Source organism: Sporosarcina sp. P32b (assembly GCF_002743335.1).
In the GTDB taxonomy this organism is placed as follows: Bacteria; Bacillota; Bacilli; order Bacillales_A; family Planococcaceae; genus Sporosarcina.
In genome coordinates, this window is record NZ_PDZB01000001.1 from 57,855 (window position 1) to 81,494 (window position 23,640).

Below are 23,640 nucleotides of genomic sequence, written 5' to 3' on the forward strand. Positions count from 1 at the left end.
AGCTATCACATGTCGCTCAGACAGTGATAGCTGTTTTTCTACACCTGTATACAAAAATCGCGTAACAGCCTTTAAAAAGCCGCTACGCGCTCTTGTATTACTTCTTCTGGCTGCGAGAGACAAGAAGAACGAGATATGTTAATAAACCAAATAATAAAGTGATAAACAATGAATGTAACAATGCAAAATAGAGATTTAATTTAGTCAGTACGACAATCATCCCTGTTGTTGCTTGTGCAAGTACTAATCCGAACGCTGTAATCCAACCCCAGTAAATGACACGTTGATCACTATAATGTTTAATCGCTTTAATTGCGATGAACCCAATCCATACGACAATCAATGCTGCAGCTAAACGGTGACCCATCTGTATCCACTCATACATATTATTCGGTAAACTGAATTCGTTATTGCGGCACAGAGGCCAGTCTGAACATACTAGGCCAGAGCTAGTATGACGAACAAGAGCACCAGTGTAAATAACAAAGTATGAATAAATAGTTACGCCAATAGTGTGGAAACGTAATGATTTACCTATGCGTATTTTATCTGCGTCAAACTTCTGGTCTACTTCAAACACTAATAAAGTCAGTAAGAAGACTGACGCAAAGGATATGAGTGAAATCCCAAAGTGCAAGGCTAGAATGAAATCACCTTGTCCCCATAATACTTGCGCTGCTCCAATCAAAGCCTGTAGAATCAAGAAAAATACTGCCATAAAAGCTAAAAATTTCGTTTCACGGACATGGCCAAGTGCTTTCCATGACCATACAGCCAGTATGACGATGAAAATACCTACTGAACCGGTAACTAAACGATGTGAGAACTCGATTAATACTTCTGCTGTGATGTCATCAGGAATCAGTTGTCCGTTACATCCTGGCCAATGTCTTCCACACCCCATACCGCTGTCGGTTTTGGTAACTAGCGCGCCACCCAGTAAGATAGCGAGCATTCCGATTGTAGAAGCTACTCCAAACCATTTTAAAAATCTGTTGTATCGCAAGTACGAAACACCTTCTTCTATTGAATTGACCATCAAAGGGTCGATTTACGTAAAATTTTGCCTGAACTCCAGAAATATTTTTATTGAGATATACAGTCGGATCTCAAAGGTTTCTATGGAATTGAAGCATCTATTGCAAGCTTTATGATAACGAAAAATTGCCAGAAACACAATGCATGAAGGTAATAAACCACTGATGTATAAGGCTTTTCACAAATTGTTCATAAAATAGTCTCTTTAACTTCACAAATGACAGTCGGAAATGCATTACTATATAGAAGGTGAAGGATAAAGACACAAAGGTTGCACAAACCGCTATAAATTGAGAAATGGTCTGGAAATGTGAGACGATTTTAGATATAGTAGGTGATAGGGTCTTCGCTGAAAACTTTGAAAGGAGGGTTATTATGTCAAACGGTCGAACGCTTTCGACAGTTGCAGATCCAAACGTAGAGACCATTACCTTGTGGAAAGACTTTTTGGCGCTGATCAAAATAGGAATTGTTAACTCAAATTTGATCACTACGTTCACCGGTCTTTTTTTGGCATTTCAATTCACTGGTAAAAGTTTTCTCCATAACTTCGATCTACTGGTATTTGCGATTTTAGGTACTGGATTGATCATCGCATCTTCGGGCGCAATGAATAACTTGATTGATCGCGATATTGATCCTGTCATGTCGAGAACAAAGTCGAGACCGACAGTAACAGGTAGATTTAAAGCTCCCGCTGTGATGACATTAGCCGTTACATTCCTAGTGGCCGGTGAAGTATTGTTATTCTCTGCATCAGCTATGGCAGGATGGCTTGGTATCTTGGGTGTATTCGCTTATGTTGTTTTGTATTCCATGTGGTCTAAACGTAAGCATGTAAGCAATACTGTAGTAGGAAGTCTTTCAGGAGCAATTCCACCCCTAATCGGATGGGCAGCTGTTGATCCTACACTGCCAATGGGAGCATGGGCATTGTTTTTAATTATGTTCATATGGCAACCACCGCACTTCTATGCGTTGGCAATGCGTAGGACAGAAGAGTATCGGGCGGCTAACATTCCGATGTTACCAGTAGTAAAAGGATTTGAACGGACGAAAAAGTCCATGCTTATGTGGGTATTGTTACTATTTCCACTGCCTTTTTTGTTACCACAGCTCGGTACCGGATTTATAGTATTTGCAACACTGTTGAATGTTGGGTGGCTTTATCTAGCTATCAAAGGATTTAAAGCCAAAGAAGATTTAAAGTGGGCAACCGGAATGTTCGTATATTCTTTAAATTATATGACAATCTTGTTTGTATCCATGATTATTTTCTCTATATTCATCTAACGTATCGGAATTCTTTCTTTAAAACAGGAATTCATCATAAAGGGGCACTCAGTCCTCCATAGTAGAAAAACATTTTTTTAGAAAGAGAGGTATTAGTTAGCGATGATTAAAGGACTCAAAAAGTGGCGTCTCTTTTCTTTACTAGCGGTTTTCGCTCTGTTCATGGCAGGTTGTGGTAATGAAGAAATTTCAACCTTCCAACCAGCTGGACAAGTCGCTAATGACCAGTTCAAGTTGTTGCTATTAGCATCAGGAATTATGTTACTGGTTATCATTGTTGTAGTAATTATTTACACTGTTGCATTATTCCGCTTCAGACGTTCGAAGTTGGGTGAAGATCACATACCAGAGCAAGTGGAAGGAAGTCACACACTTGAGCTGCTTTGGACATTCATTCCAATAGTATTACTTTTGATTCTAGCTATTCCTACTGTTCACTACACGTATAAATTAGGTGATGTGAAAGCAATGGGAGCAGTTGATGAAGATGGTAACGCCGAGAACTTAGTAGTAGACGTTACCGCGAAGTTGTATTGGTGGGAGTTTGAGTATCCTGATCTAGGTATTGTTACTGCTCAGGAACTAGTAGTACCTACTGATGAAAAAGTTTATTTCAACTTGATCGCAGCGGACGTAAAGCACTCATTCTGGATTCCGTCAGTTGGTGGTAAGCTAGATACGAACGTTGAGAACGTGAATAAATTCTATCTATCATTTGAGAAAGAATCTGAAGGCTTGAAAGACGGCGTTTTCTACGGAAAATGTGCTGAGCTATGTGGACCTTCTCACGCGTTGATGGACTTTAAAGTAAAAACATTACCGAGAGATCAATTTGACAGCTGGGTTGCAGCTATGCAAGAAACAGCAGAAAAACCTGTTGTTGCAAATGCTGACGGCGAAGAAGTCTTCTCTCAAAGCTGTATCGGTTGTCACGCTGTTTCAGGTGTAGGTGAGTCTGGTGCACAAGGACCAAACTTGGCTTCATTCGGTGATCGTAATCGTGTAGCAGGTTTCCTTGAACACGATGAAGAGAACTTGAAAGAGTGGATTCGTGATACACAGAAATATAAACCTGGCAATACGATGCCTTCATTCAGTAAAGATCAAATCTCTGATGAAGACTTAGATGCATTAGCTGAATACTTAATGGGCTTAAAGGTTGCAAAATAATTTTCAAGCGGAATTTGAATAGGAGGTAACACAGTGAGTTCAGTTGCTCAAAAAAGTGGCTTTGGCGCAACGCTATGGGATTGGCTGACAACAGTCGACCATAAGAAGATCGGAATTCTGTATCTCCTCGGGGGATTATTCTTCTTCGTTCTAGGTGGTATTGAAGCGATGATCATTCGTCTTCAGTTGATGACACCAAACAACGATCTCGTAAGCGCAGGGCTTTTTAATGATTTAATTACAATGCACGGAACGACCATGATTTTCTTGGCAGCAATGCCGATTCTCTTTGGTTTTATGAACGCAATCATGCCGCTTCAAATCGGAGCGCGCGACGTAGCGTTCCCATTCATTAACTCATTAGGTTTTTGGATGTTCGCATTTGGTGGTTTATTCCTTAACATCTCTTGGTTGTTCGGTGAAGTTCCTGATGCTGGATGGACATCTTATGCATCGTTATCACTTCACTCACCAGGACACGGTGTTGATTTCTATGCAATCGGTTTACAAATCGCGGGTGGTGGTACGTTGATGGCGGGGATTAACTTCCTTGTAACTATCATTAACATGCGTGCACCAGGGATGACGTATATGCGTATGCCTTTGTTTACATGGACTACGTTTGTAGCGTCTGCGATGATATTGTTCGCATTCCCTCCGTTGACTGTTGGATTGTTTTTCCTAACGTTTGACCGTATGTTTAGTGGTAACTTCTTTGATCATACGATGGGCGGAAACACGATTATCTGGGAGCATATTTTCTGGATCTTCGGACACCCTGAAGTATATATCTTGATCTTACCTGCATTCGGTATTTTCTCAGAGATATTCTCAGTATTCTCTCGGAAACGTCTTTTCGGTTATACTGCGATGGTATTCGCTACAGTACTAATCGGTTTCTTAGGATTCATGGTATGGGCTCACCATATGTTTACAGTTGGTCTTGGGCCGACAGCGAACGCAATATTTGCGGTAGCTACTATGGCGATTGCTGTACCTACAGGTGTTAAAATCTTTAACTGGTTGCTTACAATTTGGGGCGGTAGTATTAAAGTTACGACTCCAATGCTTTATGCTTTAGGTTTTATTCCTTCATTCGTAATGGGTGGAGTAACAGGCGTAATGCAAGGGGCAGCACCACTTGATTATCAGCTACACGATTCATATTTCATCGTAGCTCACTTCCACTACGTAATTGTAGGTGGGGTAGTACTAGCTATTTTTGCAGGTCTCCACTACTGGTGGCCAAAAATGTTCGGTACTATGTTGAATGAGTTATTAGGTAAAATTACTTTCGTATTCTTCTTTGTCGGTTTCCACATGACATTCCTAATTCAACACTGGTTAGGTTTCTGGGGAATGCCACGTCGTGTTTGGACATTTATGGATGGACAAGGTTGGAACATTGCGAACTTAGTAAGTACAATCGGTGCTCTTTTAATGGCAATTGGTTTTACAGTAATGTTAATCAACATCATTATGACAACTATTAAAAATGAGCGCGTTGGAAATGACCCTTGGGGCGACGGACGTACACTTGAGTGGGCGATTCCATCTCCACCACCTTTCTATAACTTCCCAGCAACTCCATTAGTTCGTGGTTTAGACACTCTATGGATTGAGAAGATGGAAGGTAGTAAGGAAATGATTACACCAGCTGAACCTATTACGGACATTCATATGCCGCACGGTTCAATCATCCCAATGTTGATGACTCTTGGATTATTCATTGCTGGATTCGGTGCAATGTTCCACCAAGAAACTTCATGGGGATTAGGAGTATTGATCTTTGGTCTTGCTTTCACATTCGTTGCAATGGCAGCTCGTTCATTGAAAGATGATCTTGGTTATTATGTAACGAAAGAGCAAATCTTGCAGGATCAAGAAAATATTAAAAGGGGGCGTAACTAATGGATTTGAATACAAAATTCACCCCTGAAACGTGGCCTGCTCATCCTGAGAGAGCTACTATGGAAGCAAAGAATAAATTCGTTGGTTTCTGGCTATTCCTTGGCGGAGAGACTATTCTCTTCGCTACGTTGTTCGCAACGTATATGGCTTTGAAAAACAAAGGTCCAAGTGGCTTTGGTTTCACAACGCAAGAATTATATACACTACCGTTAGTATTTGTTATGACAATGCTTCTTTTAACATCTTCACTAACAAGTGTGTACGCAATGTATCATTTGAAGAGTTTCAACTTCAAAAAAATGCAGTTATGGTTAGGTCTAACAGCATTATTAGGACTTGGATTCTTGATGTTAGAAGTGTATGAGTTTTCTCATTACGTTCAAGAAGGATTTACATTCAGTAATAGTGCGTTCAGTTCCGCGTTCTATACACTAGTAGGAACACACGGATTCCACGTTGCGGTTGGTTTAGTATGGATCACATTGTTGATCTTCCGTAACTCAAAGCGTGGATTGAACTTGTATAACGCAACTAAGTATTATACATTTTCACTTTACTGGCACTTCATTGACGTAGTCTGGGTATTCATCTTTACTGTAGTCTACTTGATGGGAGTGGTCGGTTGATGTCAGAAGTTCAAATGATTAAAAGATCTCCTGCTGAACAGTCACTGTCTCAACGTCGTGCAAAAGAAGCAATGCGCAGCCAAGTTGCGATGTTTGCTCTGATGATTTTCTTAACACTTGTATCATTTTCTATGGTGTTTGCTCATCTAAATGACGTTGCTGGTTTCTCAAAATTCTTTATCATTCCAACATTATTCCTCTTTGCAGCTGTACAAGTAGGTCTTCAACTTTACTACTTCATGCATATGAATGAAAAAGGACATGGCATTCCACAAATGTTTATGTTTACAGGTGCAATGTTAGGATTTTTAATCCCACTTACATTTGTAACAATCGTTTGGTGGTAAGCAACAAAAAGAGCTTATGGATTCTTCCATAAGCTCTTTTTCTATTCACTTTTAGATGAAATTGTCAAAGTTCGTACATTGAGTTATGCGATGTATGCTCGTATAATAGGCATAGGAAAGACTTTCGTTAACTTTGTGCTGTGATGGTGAGTGCATTGGGAATATCTCAGCACTACACACAGAATAGATTCAGCGAATTGATTATAAAAGGAGAGTGATTGTTTTGCCGTTAAGTATTTTTGGTTTTAGAGCTTTGTGGAGTCCTTATTTCTTAATAGCCATAGCACTTGGAATCGTTTTATATTATCTCATTACAGTTAAATGGCGTGATCGTTTCGAAGGGTCACAGCCGTTAAAGAAACACCAAGCTGTTTATTTTTTATCTTCCATGGTGTTGCTCTATATTGTCAAAGGTTCTCCAATGGATTTAATTGGTCATATTTTATTTTCCGTCCATATGGCTCAAATGGCTATATTGCTTTTAATCGTAGCACCGTTCTTCATTATCGGCATACCAAACTGGGTATGGGAAAAGCTTCTATCCTTCACGATTTTCAGAAAAGTATTCATGCTATTGACTAAACCGCTCATTAGTTTGTTAGTATTTACATTTATGTTCTCAATGTACCACTATCCACTCATATTGGACCAAGTGAAGTTAAGTTTGCCATTGCACACTATTTTCACCATCACGCTTTTCTTCTCTGCTATTTGTCTCTGGTGGCCTGTAGTCAATACGGTAAAAGGACAGCCACAATTACACGGTTTGAAAAAAATCGGTTATGTAATATTGAGCGCTTTGCTCATTACACCTGCCTGTTCTTTAATCATCTTTGTCGACGTACCTGTTTACGAAACATACAGCAGTGGTGAAGCGTGGCTACAAGCGATGGCATTATGTGTGCCAAGTGGAACTCTAGCTGGACTGTCAGGCCTTGGCATCTCGGGACCTGAGCTGTTCACAAATATGCCTACGCTGTACGATCAGCAATTAGGTGGTATCCTGATGAAAGTCATCCAGGAACTCGTTTATGTAGTTATTATCGGTCGCATTTTCTTAAGCTGGTCACAGTATGAAAGAGATAATGCGGAAGAAATTACTAGACAAGATTTACTCAAACGCCAGAACTTGACGATGCATGGCTGATTGAGCGAAAAGGAGTTAGTGTAGGATGGGACTACCACTATTACCGACGATCAGTACATTTTTCATCATCTTATCTGCGATTTTGGTTGCGGTTGGCTGGAATTTGATACGACAAAGAAAGATAGAAGCGCATCAAAAAACGATGATCGCAGCCGCTGTGTCTGCAGTTCTGTTCTTTATTATTTATATCTCTAGAACGGTATTTATAGGTAATACTGCTTTTGGTGGACCTGATGAGTTGAAAATTTATTACACAGTGTTTTTAATATTCCACATCATATTAGCAACGACAGGGGCCGTATTGGGAGTTATTACGATCAATGCAGGCTTGAAGAACAATCTTGCACGCCATCGTAAAATCGGTCCTGTTACAAGTATCATCTGGTTCTTCACGGCCATTACAGGAGTTGCAGTGTACTTGTTGCTGTATGTCTTCTACACAGGTGGAGAGACTACTTCTGTATTTAAAGCAATTCTTGGTATATGATATTTTACGTAAAACAGAAGCTACTCCCAATAGGGCGTGGCTTCTGTTTTTTATCGTTATATGCTATACATACTAAAAAGGATACCTACATCGAGGTATCCCTTTTAGTATTAAATCTTGAAATTCAGTTTAATGATGCCTGCTTCTCTTGCTGTATTAAAGAGTATGACGAGCAATGGTCCAATGAAGAAACCGAGAACGCCGAACAGTTTCAAACCGATGAACATCGCAATCAAAGTAGGTAATGGAGACAAACCGATTTGGGAGCCCATTACTTTTGGTTCAATAGTTCTTCTAATAACCAAGAGGATTACAGCTAATATTGCTAATTTTGTCCCCATTGCGATATCGCCTGAAATATACTGATAGATCGACCAAGGTGCCAAAATAATAATGGAGCCGAGTATCGGAATAATATCTATAATCCAGATGACCAAAGCCATCACTACCGCATACTTGGGAATAATCATTAGTAAACCGATAAAGGAAACGACTAGGATAATTAAACTAACAAGTAATTGAGCTTTGACGAATCCTAATATGACATACCGTAATCTGTTCATCATATAGTGTACTTTCTCTGCCGTAGCTTCTGTTAAATGAAAATAAAAGGTCTTTTTCAGGTTTGGTAATTCCAACATGAACAAAAATAATGCGATCATGAACACAATAAAGCTGACGAGGAAATTTGGAATGTCCGATATTAAGGCCAAAATGCGGTCGTAACTTAAAAGTGTAATGATTGAAATTCGAATTGATTCAATAATTTCATTGAATTCATTCTCCAGCATAGCCAAGATATCCTCAGGCATGCCAACCGTGTACTGAAATAGTTTACTTTGTGTGTTAATCCACACACTTGAGAGGGAGTTTAAATAGTTCGGTATTTCTTTTGTAAAATGAACTATTTTACCAATGAGTGTAGTGACTGTATAGAAAAGGAAAAGTACACTGATTCCAACAAATACAATAAAATTCACAATGACAGAAACTTTACGCTTCCATTTAAACCGTACTTCTACCCATTTTACAAGAGGGTCTAAAAAAAGGGCCGTTAGCAAAGCCAAAATGATGGGAATGGAAACGGGTAAAATATAGAATATAATGACCAATAGTACGATGATACTGAATGCAATCATGATATTTCGTTTTGTAAGCAATTTCAAAAGTGATCGTCCTCCACGTAGATACTGTTTTTATTATAACCAAATTAGTGGAGTAATAGTAGAAAAGCCGAAGAACATTTAGCTCTCCGGCTTTTTCGTATCATTACAAACTATATTGCTTTAACTCGTCATATACTTTCTTTAATGTTAGTTCGCAGTCCTTAACTAAGCTAGCAGGGAAGTCTTCTTCTTCGCCATACTCCACACCGTGTGGGTAGTAGTGCTTTCCTAGAACTGGTTGCTTTAGACGAACTGTAGCTTTTCTACCATCGATGTCGCCTTCTACGAGTTCACCGAAAACGCGCAAGTAGTATGTACCTTCTTTAACAATATACTTCTTGTCGAAAGTTACACGCTCATAATCCCATTGTCCGTCAATTTCAAGATTATTTTTATTCATGATTTCTTCCATTACTCGTAAATCTGCTACAAGGCCTTTAAGACCAATATTTTCAACATACATCTGTATATCCCCCTCTATGTTCGTCCTGACGAATACGTATACTATTATATCATAAAACAAATCGATTTTAGTTGCAATGACAACATTGTGTCAACGCTTTCTTTCCTGGCTTATATAGGTGACTATAGTGTATGTCTTCTGTACAATATAAGAAAGTTGCTGTTTTAAAATAGATTTTCATTTTAAATAAATATTCATTTCAAGATGATTTCTTGCGTTGCGCAATACTATCATAGAAGTAGCATATAAAGAGTGGAAAGGGAGATCACATGTGGAGAGTAGGATGGAAGATTCTTGTTTTGCTTTTGATTGTAATGGGAGTCTTTTATTTCATGACTGATAAAATAAGTGAAAATCTGCCTCTTGAGTCGCCAGTACAACACGGCTCACCGATTGCTGTACCTGAAAAAGGTCCACCGATAGCCGGCGAGGGTATGCCGAGACCAGAAGAAGGCATGTCAGTACATGTCGGGCAGAAAGTTGATGAGTTGGAAGAGGAATTTGGTAAACCGTCTAGGATTGAACCTTCGAGTTTTCAGTACGAATGGTGGGTATATACGGAACAACCGCGTTTTATGGCGGGAGTTTTGAATGGGAAAGTGAACCAAATATATACCGCTGATGGTACAACAGATGTAGCACCGTTTAAAATCGGACAAAATGTACAGGATATTCATCGTTTTACACCGATTGAATCAGAAATTGATGTAACGATTAAAGAAAATATTTATACATTTTCATTAAATAGTGAAGATATTAAAAATCGTATCCTAATACCATATGAGAATTTATTTGTACAATTATATATTGATCAAGAAGATGGTGGAATCGAAGGTGTACGGTTTATCAGTCCAAGTACTTTGGTTAAACATCAGCCTTATGATATGACCTATCTTGGAGAAATGATGGAAGCGCCAAAACCATCATCGACTGTTCAGACAGAAGTAGATCGCGCGATGGAGAGACAAACGTTTGAATTAACCAATCAATTGCGTGAAGAACATCAACTGCCTCTTTTATCATATAACGATAAGCTGGCCACACTTTCAAGAAAGCATAGCCAGGAAATGATATTCCGTAAATATAGTTCTCATGAAGAAGGACCTGTGGAAGTGTTTGCAGATCGTTTAAAAGATGTTGGACTAACTCCAAGCAAAGCAGGTGAAAACATAGCATTTAATTATATCGATGCGATTGAGACCGTGCACGGTTGGTTAAATTCTCCAAAACACCGGGATGTCTTACTGAATCCGAATTTCACGCATACCGGCATTGGTGTTTATAATAAATACTATACTCAGTCTTTTATAGCGCAGAATGAATTAGAAAACTCCATACATGACGACTAAGGAAGAATCCATGTACCTTCCTCATTTGATGCGATGCCTCGTATATGAAGGGGCATCGTTTTTTGCTTTGCATAAACTGCTGCTTTTTCTTGAATAACGGGTCGATTACATTTTAGTAATGGAAGGAATTCATCGAATGTGAGTTGGTCAAACCGTTTATAGTGAGAAGTGGTATGAGGATCTGCTGACATGACACCCGGCACATCTTTAAAAAATTCTACATGACGGGCTTGCAATGCAGAAGCTAATGCAATCGCCGTCAAGTCACTGCCACCTCTACCGAGCGTCATAAACTTCCCATGTATATTCATCCCTTGAAATCCAGGGACAATGATGCATGAGTGAGTTTGAAGCGTATTGACGATATGTGTACTATTAATTTTATCAATCGTTGCATTGCAGAATTCTCCGGATGTTCGAATGCCTGTATTTTGTCCATAGATAATCGTGTTGTCTATACCTTCCGTAGATAATTCTGCAGATAATACGGCTGCAGCGATTAATTCACCGCATGCAGCGGCCAAATCTCTGGCTTCGCCGGATTTTGAGAAGGAGTCCGTAAGGGTTAGCAAATCGTCTGTGGAATAGGCGTCGCCTCCTCTTCCCATTGCAGAGACTACAACGATGACGGCACGGTGTTTCGACAATGCTTGTCGAATATGCTGGATACACTTTGCTCGTTGTTGTTGATTCTGCATGGCAATTCCGCCGAACTTCTGGATAATCATAGGATCCCAACTTTCTTCGTGACATTCTTCTTACGCCTTTCATAGAATACTTTATGCTTCGTTTCATTATATTCTCTGATGAATAAAATGTTCGGGAAGGGGCGAGAGACCTTGCTTTTATCTGAATTACTTAAGGATTGGCCATGCACTATTTTACAGGGCTCAATTCGGCGGACAGTCGATGGAATCACGGAATCTTCAAAGAGGGTCAAGAAAGATTATGTATTTGTGGCAAAGAAAGGCGTTATGGCAGATGGAATGGCATTTATTGAAGAAGCGATAGTAAATGGAGCAAAAACTTTGGTAATCGATCGAGATAACCTAGATCTAACACGTATACCGGCAGAAATTACGGTAGTTCTCATACCCGATAGTTCGCTATTTATATCATATGGAAGCGCAAAGTTTTCAGATAATCCTGCCGAAGAATTACTTATTATTGGCGTTACGGGGACAAACGGTAAAACAACAGTTAGTCACTTTATCGGTCAATTATTAAGAGAACTGGGACATAAAACAGCCGTTATAGGAACGACAGGTCTTTATATTGACGGCAAGCTGGCAGAGTCGATTCAAAACTCCATGACGACGATTCCGGCTGAACAATTTCATCCTATTTTACGCAGATGTATTAATCAACAGGTGACCCATGTTGTTCTCGAAGCGTCTTCAATTGGATTATCCACTAATCGTTTAGCACACTGCCCGTTAACTGTAGGTGTTTTTTTAAATATTGGAATGGATCACTACGCTGAACATGGAGGTAGACAGCCGTATATCGATGCAAAAAAACTACTAATTCCATTGGCTGATCAGCTTGTGATGAATGAAGATGACGAGACAATTCACGCGATAGGGGAGGAGTTATCTGAAGCACCTATTTATTTCAGTAGACGACATATTAATGGCAAGCTACAACAACAGGTACTACTCTCAAATCTAGGTCATCATAACGAAATGAATGCAAGAGCAGCTATAGCGGCTCTTACGGCACTTGGCTATTCATTACGCGTGATAAAAGCTCACTTGCATGCGTTACGACTACCGGTTGGACGTTTGGAGAAATATGAAGAGGCGGGAGTTGAAGTGTATGTAGACTATGCACACACACCGGATGCATTGCAAGCGGTGTTGGAAGCTTTGTCTGAGTCCTCCAAACGGTTGACTACTGTATTTGGATGTGGAGGGGAAAGAGACCGTGAGAAGCGTCCACAAATGGGTGCAGTAGCCGCTCATTACAGTTCACATGTGATATTAACATCAGATAATCCGAGAACAGAAGAGCCATCCCAAATTATTGTGGACATTTTGGCAGGCATGGTGGGATTTGCAACACCTGTCGAAATCTTCGTCAATCGTCACCAGGCAATTCGTTATGCCATTACACAAGCGCAGCCAGGCGAGATTGTGCTCATAGCAGGAAAAGGGCATGAACAAATACAACAAATAGAGAATCAGACGATGCACTTTTGTGATATGGAAGAAGTGAAGAAATCATTTAGTTATAGAAATACCAAAAACTAAAAATCTTAATGAATAGTCGAGGAAGCAGTTTTTTGTTATGATAGGTATGATAGGAGGTGCGGCAATTGGTAATGATGACAGATGAGTGGATGCGAGTCATCGATATGGCGGAAGAACTTTCCGAGATGCTGCTGTGTTCTGAAGTGGTGAAAACCTATCAAGACGCACATGACCGTGTATATTCAAACGCTGATCTGCGAAAAAAGATCATTGATTTTACTAAAATGAAAGAACAATATGAGGACGTGCAGCGCTTTGGGCGCTATCATCCAGATTATAAAGTAATTATGAAGGAAATTCGTCTTCAAAAGCGTGAACTAGATTTACAAGATGAAGTGGCTGCGTTACGCCTGGCTGAAAACGACGTACAGGATTTGTTGGATGAAATAGGTATCCTAATTGGTCAGTCCGTTTCAGAAGCTGTGAAAGTACCAGCTGGCGACGGGACTTTCTCTAACAGTTCTTGTGGCGGCGGTTGTGGATCAGGCGGCAGCTGTTCTTGTTCAGCATAAATCATTTCATAAGAATGAGTAACCCCCTGCAGAAAAATCTGCAGGGGGTTACTTTTTTAAAATGATAGTAGAGAAAGAAGAAGGGAAAATGAATCGACGTTTCGGAGAGAAGTTTGCCTCACGCGCTAACGACGAGTCATCTAGTCACTTTGTATCTCTAATTTTCATTGAAGAACGTCAATAAGTGTTGTGGGTGACTTGTTATAAAACCGTCCACATCCAATTTGGCTAGTTTCGGAAGTTCGTCCGTCTCATTCAACTCATAAAATACCTTGATATTGAGATCTTGCAAAAAGCGAACAAATCCTTCTGAAGCCAGTGGGAATACACCGAGTTTTTCGGGTAGGCAGAATAGGTCTGCGTTCGGCCGGTACAGATGACCGAATTTGCTCGTGTAAGCGACGTATGCTTTTTTTATTTCTTCGCTACCGGCACCTAATGCAACCGAATTTTGCGCATATAGATTAAACCGATCAATTTGTTCATCGAATAGGCTAGTCACTACCACGCGTTCAGTAGCATCCATTTCTTTTAGTAATCGCCATAGTTTGGAAGGAATTAAACTTCCTTCATACGTTGTAGGACAATCACTCATAGAAACGACAAGTAATAGTTGAGGAAACTTTTCTAACAGTTCACGTAAAGACACAACAGATAGATCTCCATGCAGAGTATCAAAATTTTTAGCGTTATTATATTCGGTAAGGAGTTCATCTACTGTATAGTCGGCGATTTCATTGGAAAGCAAAAGTTCTTGGTTGGGCACTAAAAGAATTTCTTCATCTTTCGTAAGTTGTACATCGACCGCGAATCCGTGAACACCAAAATCAGCTATTTTCGTATAAGCGGTAAGTGGGTCAACTTCTGCATCAAGGCACAGTTGCGCGTTAGTTAAAATAGCTACTTCTGAAAAACTTAGCGCTATCTTTTCGGCGCGGGGTTCTTGCTTTGCTATCACTTTTGAAGCCGCCCAAGCAGCTACACTGGCAGCCCCCACAGTTAATGCGACGTTTGTTTTCCTTCCCAATTTAAAACCTCCTCCATCTTATAGTAAGTTCTCACTTTTTTGTTTAGCCGATGTTTATACTTCAACTGAACAGAAAATACTTGTATCCAGTCATCTTGTAAAAGAAAAGATCGAGTGGATTCAGATAAATGTCTTATTAAGTGTAACCTATTCCAGAGAAGGTGTGCAAACAAAGATTGAGGATCGGCCAGATATCACATATGTCCACGCAAACATTTCGTATGCAAGGTTGCAGGACTTTTCTCACCTATGGTATTGTATGGAGTAAGAAAGAGGGGGAGAATCATGATTGATCGACAAGGAATAATTGTCTATCTCCATCATTTAAAACAAGCAAAATCATTGCGCAAATTTGGGCATGTTCATTATATTTCAAAGCGAATGAAATACGTTGTGCTTTACTGTGATATGGAAGACGTGGAAACAACAATCACTAAGTTGGAGCGTTTATCGGCTGTACGGAAAGTATTGCCCTCACAGCGTCCCTTTGTCAGCACAATATATGAAAATGCAAAGCCAGATAAAGCAAAAGAATATGATTATAAAACAGGCTTGTAACTTGCTGCCGCCTATTAATTAAGCGGCGGCAACAAGTGATTTAAACGTAAGATACCAGTAATGTATTGGTAAAACAGCTCGTTCTCAGCGAATTCGGAGGAATGTTTTATTTCCACTCTGACGGGCTTTTTATTCAATGACTCTGCATGCTCAACAAACAAGTCATAACGTTTTGATGGTTTCTCTGCAGAATACCGAATTCCTTCTCTGCAAATATAGATTGGCATGAAGTGATTATTTTCAGTTGCAGGAGTAAGAGAAACGGCTAATGACAATTGTTCATTAGAATTGTGTTTGGATGAAAAAACATAGGACTTATGAATTCGGTGGGAGTTTGTAGACATTATTTCGAGTAATTCGTAGATGTCACTATAGCCTTCCCCTAGTTCGATAAAACGTTGTTGGATCATAATCAAGCGCTTCCTTTCAGGCGATTAGTAATGGTTCGTGTCCATCATACCATGTGATGAGGTGTTGTACGTTGAAAGTTATTATAAGGATACTGTTTCTTTTGGCGGCAGTAAACGGTGGACTCGTTTATTTGCATTATAGCCAATCGGTCAATGCAAATGGGGAAGGCACGAATTCAGGTACGTATCGTCAGGAAATCGAGGTCATCAACCGGGCGGATGGATTGTACATTCGTCACCACTTTTATAACTTATCCGAAGGTAGATACGAGATTATCTGGCCGGAAGGAAGCGTAGAGCGCGGATGCGAAGTAGAGGGTTCCTCTTCATGTGCTCGTCTGAATGATTCTAGTGTGGCGTTTGAAGTAGGTGAACGTCATCAACAATCTATTGCTTATAAATTGCCGAAAAAAACACCCCTTACCGGGCGTAAACTATTTAAGAAGCCATTTGTGTTTCTTCAGAATGCAAAACCATTAACTACAGTTCTTCACGTGACTGATGAGCAAGGTATTGGTGGCATGTGGGTGACGGGGTTGGAACGTGTAGGAAAAGCAAATAAAGAGCGGATTACCTATCGTTTATACCGTGGTGTAGGATTTGTAAATGAGCTGTATTGGCAACCGCAAGATATCCCAATTGCCTACTCTTCAAACAAGCTGACAATTTACGGTGAAGGTATCGACAAAAAGTATAATGAACGACTAGTGAAAATGCTGGAATCCATCGGTGGAAGTCATGTAAGTGTAGTGTTAGCTTCAGATAATCAGCCGCTGTATGCCGAGCGCTTTATTGTGGAGAAAACGAACAATATGTCGCAAGTAAGTAAACAAGTAGCCAGAATGAGTGTCCAGTCACGTTTTATTTTACAAGCGGACGAGCCGTCTATGAGTAGCATGATTGCATCTATTCTTGGAGACGAGCCTGTAGGAACAAAAGCGGAACAGGCAGCGTTTAGTCGATTGAAAGAATCTATCTCAGCAGAGCAGTATCAACAATTCCGTCAAAATGTCCAGAAGAAAATAGGTAAAGAGCTTACATCATCGGATTTGGATCAGTCGTTATCCACGATACTAGCGTTTGACACTCAGTATTTTAAAATGACGATGAAAGAGCAGCGGTATAACTATCCATTCCTGTTACTTGATCCACGCAGTGTATTGCTTGACGGAGAAAAAGTTCCAGAAGTGAAAGTCATCGTACAGGACGGTAAAAATTTTTACCCCGCAAAAGAGTTATTGACGAAGATGGGCTATTCGATACGTTCAAACGAGCAGTCGATTTATATCGACAGTCCAAATCGCACGTATCGTTTTTCTAAAGTACAACCTTTCTACATTATGAATAATCGCAAATATGATTATACGGAAAAGCCCTATACGTCCATCAATAAAAAGTTATACTTTGATGAAAATTGGTTACGACGAATCTTTTTAGTGTTAATTGATAAGTCGGATGAAACCGTTTCTATCGAACAAATTGAAAAGTTGATAAAGGAGATGGAAGAAGAGTGAGAGTCATTTCCGGTTCGAGAAAAGGTACGACTCTGAAATCCTTGCCAGGCACCTCTACACGACCGACATCAGACAAAGTGAAAGAGTCTGTTTTCAACAAAATCGGCCCTTATTTCGATGGAGGGATTGTTGTCGAGTTATTTGGCGGCAGTGGCTCCATTGCGATTGAGGCGTTATCAAGAGGAATGGAACAGGCAATTGTATTTGAAAAGAATCCTAAAGCGTGCGCTATTATTAAAACAAATGCAGAAAAGTGCCGAATGGAAGAATCTCTGCGGATTGAAAAAAAAGATGCCCGACAGGCTGCTGCAATTCTTAAGCAGAAAGAAATCTCTATTGATCTGCTATTTGTAGATCCCCCCTATGCAACGGTCGAATACTATGATGTGATTAAAGACGTAATAGCACAAGGATTATTGGCAGAAGATGCGACCATCATTTGTGAACATGATAAGCACATAGACTTGCCCGAACAGTACGATACATATAGTCAAATCAGTTCTGCCGTTTATGGAAGTACGGCAATTACGATTTACAAGAAAAGAGGCTAACAGCATGACGCAAATTGCAATCGTACCAGGGAGTTTCGATCCGGTGACGAATGGACATTTAGATATCATAGAACGAGCAGCAAAAACATTTCAGGAAGTACATGTTGCTGTAATGAATAACTCTTCTAAAAAACCGTTATTTACAGTGGAGGAGCGCATTGCGCTTATTCATGAAGCTACATCAAAGTATGACAATGTCAAGATCGATACATCTTCAGGACTGTTGATAGATTACGCACAAGAAATTAATGCATCTGTTATCGTTCGTGGCTTACGTGCAATTTCAGATTTTGAGTATGAAATGCAAATCACGTCGATGAACCGAGTACTGGATGAAAGTATTGAAACGTTCTTCGTAATGACAAAGAGTCAATATTCTTTCCTCAGCTCAAGTATTGTCAAAGAAGTGGCACGCTACGGAGGAGATGTCTCCACGCTTGTACCGCCACATGTCAATGTAGCATTAAAGGGGAAGTTCGAAAAGTACGGAAAGTAAATAATAAAAGGATGTCCTTTAAGGGCATCCTTTTTTATGCGGAATGAAGTGTACATACGAATAATTTTCCAAGTGTGAGTTAACAGTGAGTACGAAAAGATAGAAGCTCTAGTTAGCGACGTCTTCCCGGGGGAGAAATCTAGAGCCTCCTCGTCCGCTAACTGCAAAGATGTGCTCCTACTGCTCCTACCGCTCCGCTTTCGCTATCTGTGGGGTCTTAAGGATACTCTGATTCCCAATCGGTCGCTGCCAACTTCCGCTACTTGCTATCTCCGCATGTTCACTACTTCAATAAATCCAAATGAACAGCACAGGCACCAGCAACGTGTTCCAGACCCTTGCAATCACATAGGGGAGTATTCGTATGCCAGCGCTCTTGGCGATCGTCATGACCTGCATATGGATGCTCATACCGTTGATCGAAAGAATTGCCGCGATGAGCATCGGATACATCGCATCTTCGGCAAAATGTTCGGTAGCAGACTGGACGCCCGAAGTCATTTCAAACAGAGCGAGTAATAACGTTTTTGTCACTCCCATATCCACTGTGATGACGGAAGATATAGAATGCGATAACACATTGCCGAGAGAAGAGAAGAAAATCACTGTGGTGGCCACTAACAATATGACGGATGAACTGTCTTTAATAGAGCGAAGCAATGGAGATGTTTTATGTTGTATAGGGATGATCGGCGTAGTCGTCTGCTGATATCGGCTTCCCACAAGTGACATGGTCAGTACGAAAAATACGATATTAGCTAGATGGATGGCAATCAACAATTTCCAACCACTTGAAGTGCTGCCGAATAATTCGTTACCAACAAAGCCTATAATGAACATAGGTCCTGGTGCGTGACAGGATGCTACAAGTAAACTACTTTCAGCTGCAGAGATCTCACCATTTTTTTTCATTTCACTAACCGTCACGGCACCTACTGGGAAGCCTCCAAACGAACCAAGGACATAAGCTTTTATGTAACGACTCCATTGACTAGTGCCTTGCCTACTAGGCATCTTCAATAACCACTGAGTTAAAATGATATAGGGTAGCAAATAGGGAAGTAACGCATGCGTGAATAATTGGGCACCCGAAACGGCTCCTTCATGTGCGACATCGGGTTGTAAAATAAATAAAAAAATCAGCGCCCAGATGAAGAGTATATTACTCATAGTTCGGTACGGCAGGTTTGTGAATTCATAAGCATCTGTCGCACTCCTTCCTAATTTTTGAAATAGATTAAAATCTACCGTAATATATATGTAGTATTCGTACAGGCTATTAATGGAGGTGAACATTTATGAAAATGCGTAAATGGGGGATAGCAGCGTTAATCCTCGTGGTGGTAGCTGTTTTAGCACTTTATCCGTTAGATATGTATATTTCTCGACCAGGCGGAGCCTATGACCTGGCACCACTCGTAGAAGTAGTTGGCGGAGATACGGATGACGTGGGAACATTTAGTTTGATGACAATTGCAATTGGCAAGGCAACCCCTGTAACGTATGCTTGGTCAAAGTTTTCTAATAAAATGAAGTTATTGCCGGCTACGCAAGTGAGAAGGCATGGCGAAAGTGATGAAGAGTATGGAGTGCGTCAGAAAAAATTGATGACGGATTCTAAAACACATGCCATATCGGTAGCGTTTGAGAAGGCAGGATTGCCAATCGACAGAAAATTCGCGGGCGTCTTTGTAGCGGGTGTTCTACCGGTAGGTGCGTCAGCAGGAAAGCTTGAAGTGGGGGATATCATTCAATCGATTGATCAATTACAGCTCGCCTCAACAGAAGCGTTTATGCAAGAAATCAGTGATATGTCTGAAGGTCAGAAAGTTCATTTGCAAGTAGAACGGGGACAACAGAAATTGGATGTTCCAGTAGAATTAAAGGAACTTCCCGAGACGGATGGTCGAGTAGGCCTTGGGATAGAGTTTGAAGAGCAAGTCAAATTGGAAACAAAACCAAAAGTAAATATCCGTACAGAAGAAATCGGAGGGCCTTCAGCAGGATTGATGTTCACGTTGGAATTGATGAATCGTCTGGTGGATGTCGATTTAACGAAAGGGTATACGATCGCAGGGACTGGCGAGATGCTCGAAGATGGTTCAGTGGGGCGGATTGGTGGAATAGATTTTAAAGTAATGGCAGCTGATCGTCAAGATATCGAAATATTTTTCGCGCCTGATGATGAATTACCAGAAGAAGTGAAAAAGAAGAATCCGCAGCTTCGCTCAAATTATGAAGAAGCCAAAGAAACTGCGGATAAAATTGGTACGAAAATGAAAGTAGTCCCAGTAAAAACGATTGATGATGCATTAAGTTATTTGGAAAAGCTAGAAGAAAAGTAAGTTATCACAGCAAAATGGGCGGTGTTTTAAAATCGAGACCTGGCTCTCTTTGAATACCACACATATATATGTCTGTACTTTTAATATCCATCAGGAGTGATGGGTCTTTGTGAGAACCAGCTCGACTTATAAGCGGCAAAGTCACTTCTTTTTTCACTGTGCGCAAATAGCTTCTTCCGTTTACAGACAAACCTAGTAGCCGTAAATAAGACGGACTGGTAATTTGTGCGCGGGTCGATTTTCGATAACCAGTCAACACATGTACTAACATTCGTTGTATTCGTGTCCATGTGTAACGTTTGGATTTGACGGCTTGCATGAATTCTTGGAAAGTGGCGTGTTCTTTTGCAGCGCGCCATAAAGAAAACTCAATACCTTCCGTGATATCTGCAATGGAAGCCAACTGTTCAGGCCCTTCGCGAAGAATCACGAACCGAAGAAATGGGTAGAGATGATCCCAGCTTTGATGAGGCTGTTGATGAAGTAGTTTAAAGGAAGATGAAGGCATGAAAGATTGTACGTGTTCGACATCTGTCGCGAACAATTCTTTGCGTATTCCTGTTGCGCTGGCAATAGAATCTTCGGGTAACGCTTCATCATGATAATGTGTGCCTTTTCGCTCGAGCGTAACAGCCATCATGTTCGACTGAATTTCTCTTATGGCTTTCATATAATGAAAACCTAGGATGTTATTCGGTTCGGATAAATCAGCGAGTGGTTCATCAGTAGTGCGTGAAATTTCTTCATAAGCAATTCGCATTGCGTTCGGATAACTGATACCTTCTTGCATGGAACTCTTTATTGTTTTTTCATAAAGTTCATTATGTGTATTCATTGTGTCCAAACTATTCATAAATGGCGAGATGTGACCTTCTTCACTGCCAAAGCAAATATACTCGCATTGAAGGGCATCCAGGATTTGTATGGCCCCTTTCGCAAATTGAGGTGCATGGGCTGTGGAAAAAGCATAAGGTAACTCGATGACGAGGTCTGCACCACTCGCGAGGGCCATGCGCGTTCGTGTCCATTTATCGACAATCGCAGGTTCACCACGCTGAAGAAAATGCCCACTCATCACCGCGATGATGACATCTGCGCCCGTGAGCCTTTTTGCTTCATTGAGATGGAACAAATGGCCGTTATGGAAAGGATTATATTCGACGACAATACCAGTAGCAATCAATGAAATCCTCCTCTGTACTTGCGTATAATGAATTATACCGTTAAACTTATTAAGGTGACAAGAAAATATCTTGACATCCCATATTTAAAATACTATAATCAACATTGTTGTCTTGAGGTGATAGACATGAAATGGTCCATTCATCAATTACGGAAACATAGGCAAGGCCCGCTACTGTTTGACGAAGCAGTGAATTTGGATTCCGTGAAAAATCGGAATGAAGAAATTAGGGCAATTCAGCCTGTTCGAGTAAGTGGAACATGTACAATTGGTGAGAAAAAGTTAACATGCCGGCTTAAGTTAGAAGGTTCAATGACTTTGCCTTGTGCACGTACGTGGGAAGACGTCGATTATCCATTCTCCATTGAAACGGTTGAGCAATTCAGCTGGGACGAGGGGACACTTCAGACGGATGATGAAATTCATCCGGTTGATGGGGAAATAATTGATTTTACTCCTGTATTGGAAGAACTGATTTTGCTTGAAATCCCGATGCAAGTATTCTGTGAAAATGCAGATGAGATGCAGCAGGTGGAAGGCAAAGGTTGGTCCTATACAACCGATGAAGAATTGGAAGCGCAACGACAAGAAGCAGGAGAAAAAGTGGATCCTCGCTTAGCGGGATTGGCTAATTTTTTTGAAACCGATAAAGAGTAAACCCTTATAAGGAGGTGCCCCCCAATGGCAGTACCAAAGAGAAGAACTTCTAAAACGAAGAAAAATATGCGTCGAACTCATTTCAAAATCGAAGCGCCAGGTATGACTACTTGTAACAACTGTGGCGAAATGAAATTGGCACACCACGTTTGCAAATCATGCGGACACTACAAAGGAAAAGACGTTGTAGGCGAATAATTTAGATTCTACACAACGAATGTAAGACTACCTTGAGACCATGGCTCAAGGTAGTCTTTTTTGTTTTGTACAAAAATGGTATGCTAAATGAAAAAGGGGGAATTTTTTTGTCTTATTCTATAAAGATTGATCAATCAATAGCTTATTTTACAATTAATCGTCCTGCAATGCGAAACGCGGTAAATTATGATGTCATGAAAGGGCTTGAATCCTTTCTAGATAAAATCGAGGATGATCCTGAAGTTTCTTTCGCTGTCATTACAGGAGAAGGTGACTTGGCATTTTGTTCAGGCGGTGATCTTAGTGATTTTCACGGCTTTCAGACCGCGGAGGATGCATTCCCGATGCTGAGCAGGGGGGCTAGTATTTTATATCGAATCGCGACATTGCCGATGCCGACAATAGCGCTAGTAAATGGTGCAGCGGTTGGTGGCGGCTGTGAACTGGCAACGGCTTGTGATTATCGTTTGGTTGCATCGCATGCAAGAGCTGGATTCATTCAAGGTACGCTAGCAATTACGGCTGGTTGGGGAGGAGCCACACTGTTATTCGAGAAAAACGGCCCACATGACCGTTTACTGCAGTTTACAAGCATAGCGAGCATTCATTCACCTGAACAATTACTAGAGCTTGGCTGGGCAACTGAAGTGTATGAAGGGGATACACAAGCAGCGCTAGATCAATTTCTGGCTCCTCAGCTAAAAGTACATAGAAATGTACACCGTGCGTATAAATCGATCGCCACTAGGAAATGGAAAGCAAACGGGCTGGAGCACGCTATGCAAGAAGAGGCGCGTGTCTGCTCCGTTCTTTGGGAAAGTGACGCGCATCACGAAGCGGTTCAAAGATTTTTAACGAAAAGTAAGTAAACTTCCAGTCCCGACAGGCATACACTGTCGGGACTGTTTAAAATTTACTTGTAAACGGTTTCATGAATAAG

At 40.6% G+C, this 23,640-nt stretch carries 27 protein-coding genes; 19 read left to right on the forward strand and 8 right to left on the reverse strand.

Translation table 11 applies throughout. The features are described from left to right. Window positions 1–97: 97 nt before the first annotated feature. Window positions 98–1,039, reverse strand: a complete 942-nt coding sequence (locus CSV64_RS00265; protein WP_099633066.1) for a COX15/CtaA family protein — start codon at window positions 1,037–1,039, stop codon at window positions 98–100. A 374-nt stretch (window positions 1,040–1,413) separates the two neighbouring features. Between CSV64_RS00265 and cyoE the strand changes: the two genes are divergently transcribed. The 7 genes from cyoE (at window position 1,414) to CSV64_RS00300 (ending at window position 8,019) form a co-directional block, all read left to right on the forward strand. After that, window positions 1,414–2,331: a heme o synthase gene (cyoE, locus tag CSV64_RS00270; protein ID WP_099633067.1), complete on the forward strand. Its 918-nt coding sequence runs from the start codon at window positions 1,414–1,416 to the stop codon at window positions 2,329–2,331. 102 nt (window positions 2,332–2,433) lie between these two features. After that, a complete protein-coding gene (coxB, locus tag CSV64_RS00275) occupies window positions 2,434–3,501 on the forward strand; it encodes a cytochrome c oxidase subunit II (RefSeq protein WP_099633068.1) in 1,068 nt (355 codons plus the stop codon). 33 nt (window positions 3,502–3,534) lie between these two features. Next, window positions 3,535–5,412 (forward strand): cytochrome c oxidase subunit I, encoded by a 1,878-nt coding sequence (locus CSV64_RS00280; RefSeq protein WP_099633069.1) that lies wholly within the window; start codon window positions 3,535–3,537, stop codon window positions 5,410–5,412. Next, window positions 5,412–6,038, forward strand: a complete 627-nt coding sequence (locus CSV64_RS00285; RefSeq protein ID WP_099633070.1) for a cytochrome c oxidase subunit 3 — start codon at window positions 5,412–5,414, stop codon at window positions 6,036–6,038. The genes CSV64_RS00280 and CSV64_RS00285 overlap by 1 nt, the downstream gene beginning before the upstream one ends. Then, complete coding sequence (locus CSV64_RS00290) at window positions 6,038–6,385, forward strand: cytochrome C oxidase subunit IV family protein (RefSeq protein WP_099633071.1); 348 nt, start codon at window positions 6,038–6,040, stop codon at window positions 6,383–6,385. The genes CSV64_RS00285 and CSV64_RS00290 overlap by 1 nt, the downstream gene beginning before the upstream one ends. Window positions 6,386–6,608: 223 nt before the next feature. Next, window positions 6,609–7,532 carry a cytochrome c oxidase assembly factor CtaG gene (ctaG, locus tag CSV64_RS00295; protein ID WP_099633072.1) on the forward strand — a complete coding sequence of 308 codons (924 nt, stop codon included), beginning with the start codon at window positions 6,609–6,611 and terminating at the stop codon, window positions 7,530–7,532. Window positions 7,533–7,557: 25 nt separating this feature from the next. Next, the gene (locus CSV64_RS00300; RefSeq protein ID WP_099633073.1) at window positions 7,558–8,019 is read left to right on the forward strand and encodes a DUF420 domain-containing protein; all 462 of its coding nucleotides are present in this window, start codon (window positions 7,558–7,560) and stop codon (window positions 8,017–8,019) included. Between the two features lie 110 nt (window positions 8,020–8,129). Here CSV64_RS00300 and ytvI read toward each other — a convergent pair whose 3' ends face one another. Beyond that, complete coding sequence (gene ytvI / locus CSV64_RS00305) at window positions 8,130–9,185, reverse strand: sporulation integral membrane protein YtvI (protein WP_099633074.1); 1,056 nt, start codon at window positions 9,183–9,185, stop codon at window positions 8,130–8,132. Window positions 9,186–9,288: 103 nt separating this feature from the next. Then, window positions 9,289–9,648, reverse strand: a complete 360-nt coding sequence (locus CSV64_RS00310) for a YugN family protein (RefSeq protein WP_099633075.1) — start codon at window positions 9,646–9,648, stop codon at window positions 9,289–9,291. A gap of 332 nt (window positions 9,649–9,980) precedes the next feature. On the opposite strand from CSV64_RS00310, the gene CSV64_RS00315 reads away from it, so the two are divergent. Further along, the gene (locus CSV64_RS00315) at window positions 9,981–10,997 is read left to right on the forward strand and encodes a CAP domain-containing protein (protein ID WP_158232982.1); all 1,017 of its coding nucleotides are present in this window, start codon (window positions 9,981–9,983) and stop codon (window positions 10,995–10,997) included. Here CSV64_RS00315 and CSV64_RS00320 read toward each other — a convergent pair. Beyond that, on the reverse strand, window positions 10,994–11,725 hold the full coding sequence (locus tag CSV64_RS00320; RefSeq protein ID WP_099633077.1) for an amino acid kinase family protein: 732 nt from the start codon (window positions 11,723–11,725) through the stop codon (window positions 10,994–10,996). The genes CSV64_RS00315 and CSV64_RS00320 overlap by 4 nt on opposite strands. 111 nt (window positions 11,726–11,836) lie before the next feature. Here CSV64_RS00320 and CSV64_RS00325 point away from each other — a divergent pair, with 111 nt between their 5' ends. From CSV64_RS00325 to CSV64_RS16940, 3 genes are all read left to right on the forward strand, one after another. Beyond that, complete coding sequence (locus CSV64_RS00325; RefSeq protein WP_158232983.1) at window positions 11,837–13,249, forward strand: UDP-N-acetylmuramoyl-L-alanyl-D-glutamate--2,6-diaminopimelate ligase; 1,413 nt, start codon at window positions 11,837–11,839, stop codon at window positions 13,247–13,249. A 71-nt stretch (window positions 13,250–13,320) separates the two neighbouring features. Beyond that, on the forward strand, window positions 13,321–13,761 hold the full coding sequence (locus tag CSV64_RS00330; protein ID WP_099633307.1) for a YlbF/YmcA family competence regulator: 441 nt from the start codon (window positions 13,321–13,323) through the stop codon (window positions 13,759–13,761). 61 nt (window positions 13,762–13,822) lie between these two features. Continuing rightward, window positions 13,823–13,945: a hypothetical protein gene (locus CSV64_RS16940; protein WP_255397594.1), complete on the forward strand. Its 123-nt coding sequence runs from the start codon at window positions 13,823–13,825 to the stop codon at window positions 13,943–13,945. On the opposite strand, the gene CSV64_RS00335 is transcribed toward CSV64_RS16940, so the two are convergent. Beyond that, entirely contained in the window at window positions 13,919–14,788 is an 870-nt protein-coding gene (locus tag CSV64_RS00335) for a glycerophosphodiester phosphodiesterase (protein ID WP_099633079.1), read from the reverse strand. The genes CSV64_RS16940 and CSV64_RS00335 overlap by 27 nt on opposite strands. Before the next feature lie 285 nt (window positions 14,789–15,073). On the opposite strand from CSV64_RS00335, the gene CSV64_RS00340 reads away from it, so the two are divergent. Further along, complete coding sequence (locus tag CSV64_RS00340) at window positions 15,074–15,346, forward strand: YlbG family protein (protein WP_029052395.1); 273 nt, start codon at window positions 15,074–15,076, stop codon at window positions 15,344–15,346. Between the two features lie 14 nt (window positions 15,347–15,360). Here CSV64_RS00340 and CSV64_RS00345 read toward each other — a convergent pair whose 3' ends face one another. Then, the gene (locus CSV64_RS00345) at window positions 15,361–15,756 is read right to left on the reverse strand and encodes a DUF7147 family protein (protein ID WP_099633080.1); all 396 of its coding nucleotides are present in this window, start codon (window positions 15,754–15,756) and stop codon (window positions 15,361–15,363) included. Between the two features lie 71 nt (window positions 15,757–15,827). Here CSV64_RS00345 and CSV64_RS00350 point away from each other — a divergent pair, with 71 nt between their 5' ends. The 3 genes from CSV64_RS00350 to coaD are packed head-to-tail and all read left to right on the forward strand — an operon-like array spanning window position 15,828 to window position 18,317. Next, window positions 15,828–17,270, forward strand: coding sequence for a hypothetical protein (locus tag CSV64_RS00350; RefSeq protein ID WP_143565187.1), 1,443 nt, complete (start codon window positions 15,828–15,830; stop codon window positions 17,268–17,270). Beyond that, complete coding sequence (gene rsmD / locus CSV64_RS00355) at window positions 17,267–17,821, forward strand: 16S rRNA (guanine(966)-N(2))-methyltransferase RsmD (protein WP_099633082.1); 555 nt, start codon at window positions 17,267–17,269, stop codon at window positions 17,819–17,821. The genes CSV64_RS00350 and rsmD overlap by 4 nt, the downstream gene beginning before the upstream one ends. Window positions 17,822–17,825: 4 nt before the next feature. Next, complete coding sequence (gene coaD / locus CSV64_RS00360) at window positions 17,826–18,317, forward strand: pantetheine-phosphate adenylyltransferase (protein ID WP_099633083.1); 492 nt, start codon at window positions 17,826–17,828, stop codon at window positions 18,315–18,317. Window positions 18,318–18,605: 288 nt separating this feature from the next. Here the strand turns inward: coaD and CSV64_RS00365 are convergent, their stop codons facing one another. After that, on the reverse strand, window positions 18,606–19,487 hold the full coding sequence (locus CSV64_RS00365) for a hypothetical protein (protein WP_143565188.1): 882 nt from the start codon (window positions 19,485–19,487) through the stop codon (window positions 18,606–18,608). A gap of 128 nt (window positions 19,488–19,615) precedes the next feature. Here CSV64_RS00365 and CSV64_RS00370 point away from each other — a divergent pair, with 128 nt between their 5' ends. Further along, window positions 19,616–20,662 carry a SepM family pheromone-processing serine protease gene (locus CSV64_RS00370; RefSeq protein WP_099633085.1) on the forward strand — a complete coding sequence of 349 codons (1,047 nt, stop codon included), beginning with the start codon at window positions 19,616–19,618 and terminating at the stop codon, window positions 20,660–20,662. 4 nt (window positions 20,663–20,666) lie between these two features. On the opposite strand, the gene CSV64_RS00375 is transcribed toward CSV64_RS00370, so the two are convergent. Continuing rightward, the gene (locus CSV64_RS00375) at window positions 20,667–21,845 is read right to left on the reverse strand and encodes a nucleotidyltransferase (protein WP_099633086.1); all 1,179 of its coding nucleotides are present in this window, start codon (window positions 21,843–21,845) and stop codon (window positions 20,667–20,669) included. Between the two features lie 126 nt (window positions 21,846–21,971). Between CSV64_RS00375 and CSV64_RS00380 the strand changes: the two genes are divergently transcribed. The 3 genes from CSV64_RS00380 to CSV64_RS00390 all read left to right on the forward strand — a co-directional run bounded on the left by CSV64_RS00380 (window position 21,972) and on the right by CSV64_RS00390 (window position 23,569). Further along, complete coding sequence (locus CSV64_RS00380) at window positions 21,972–22,502, forward strand: YceD family protein (protein ID WP_099633087.1); 531 nt, start codon at window positions 21,972–21,974, stop codon at window positions 22,500–22,502. A 24-nt stretch (window positions 22,503–22,526) separates the two neighbouring features. Then, window positions 22,527–22,700, forward strand: coding sequence for a 50S ribosomal protein L32 (rpmF, locus tag CSV64_RS00385; protein WP_085133152.1), 174 nt, complete (start codon window positions 22,527–22,529; stop codon window positions 22,698–22,700). 107 nt (window positions 22,701–22,807) lie between these two features. Next, entirely contained in the window at window positions 22,808–23,569 is a 762-nt protein-coding gene (locus CSV64_RS00390) for an enoyl-CoA hydratase/isomerase family protein (protein WP_233190374.1), read from the forward strand. Window positions 23,570–23,640: the final 71 nt, after the last annotated feature.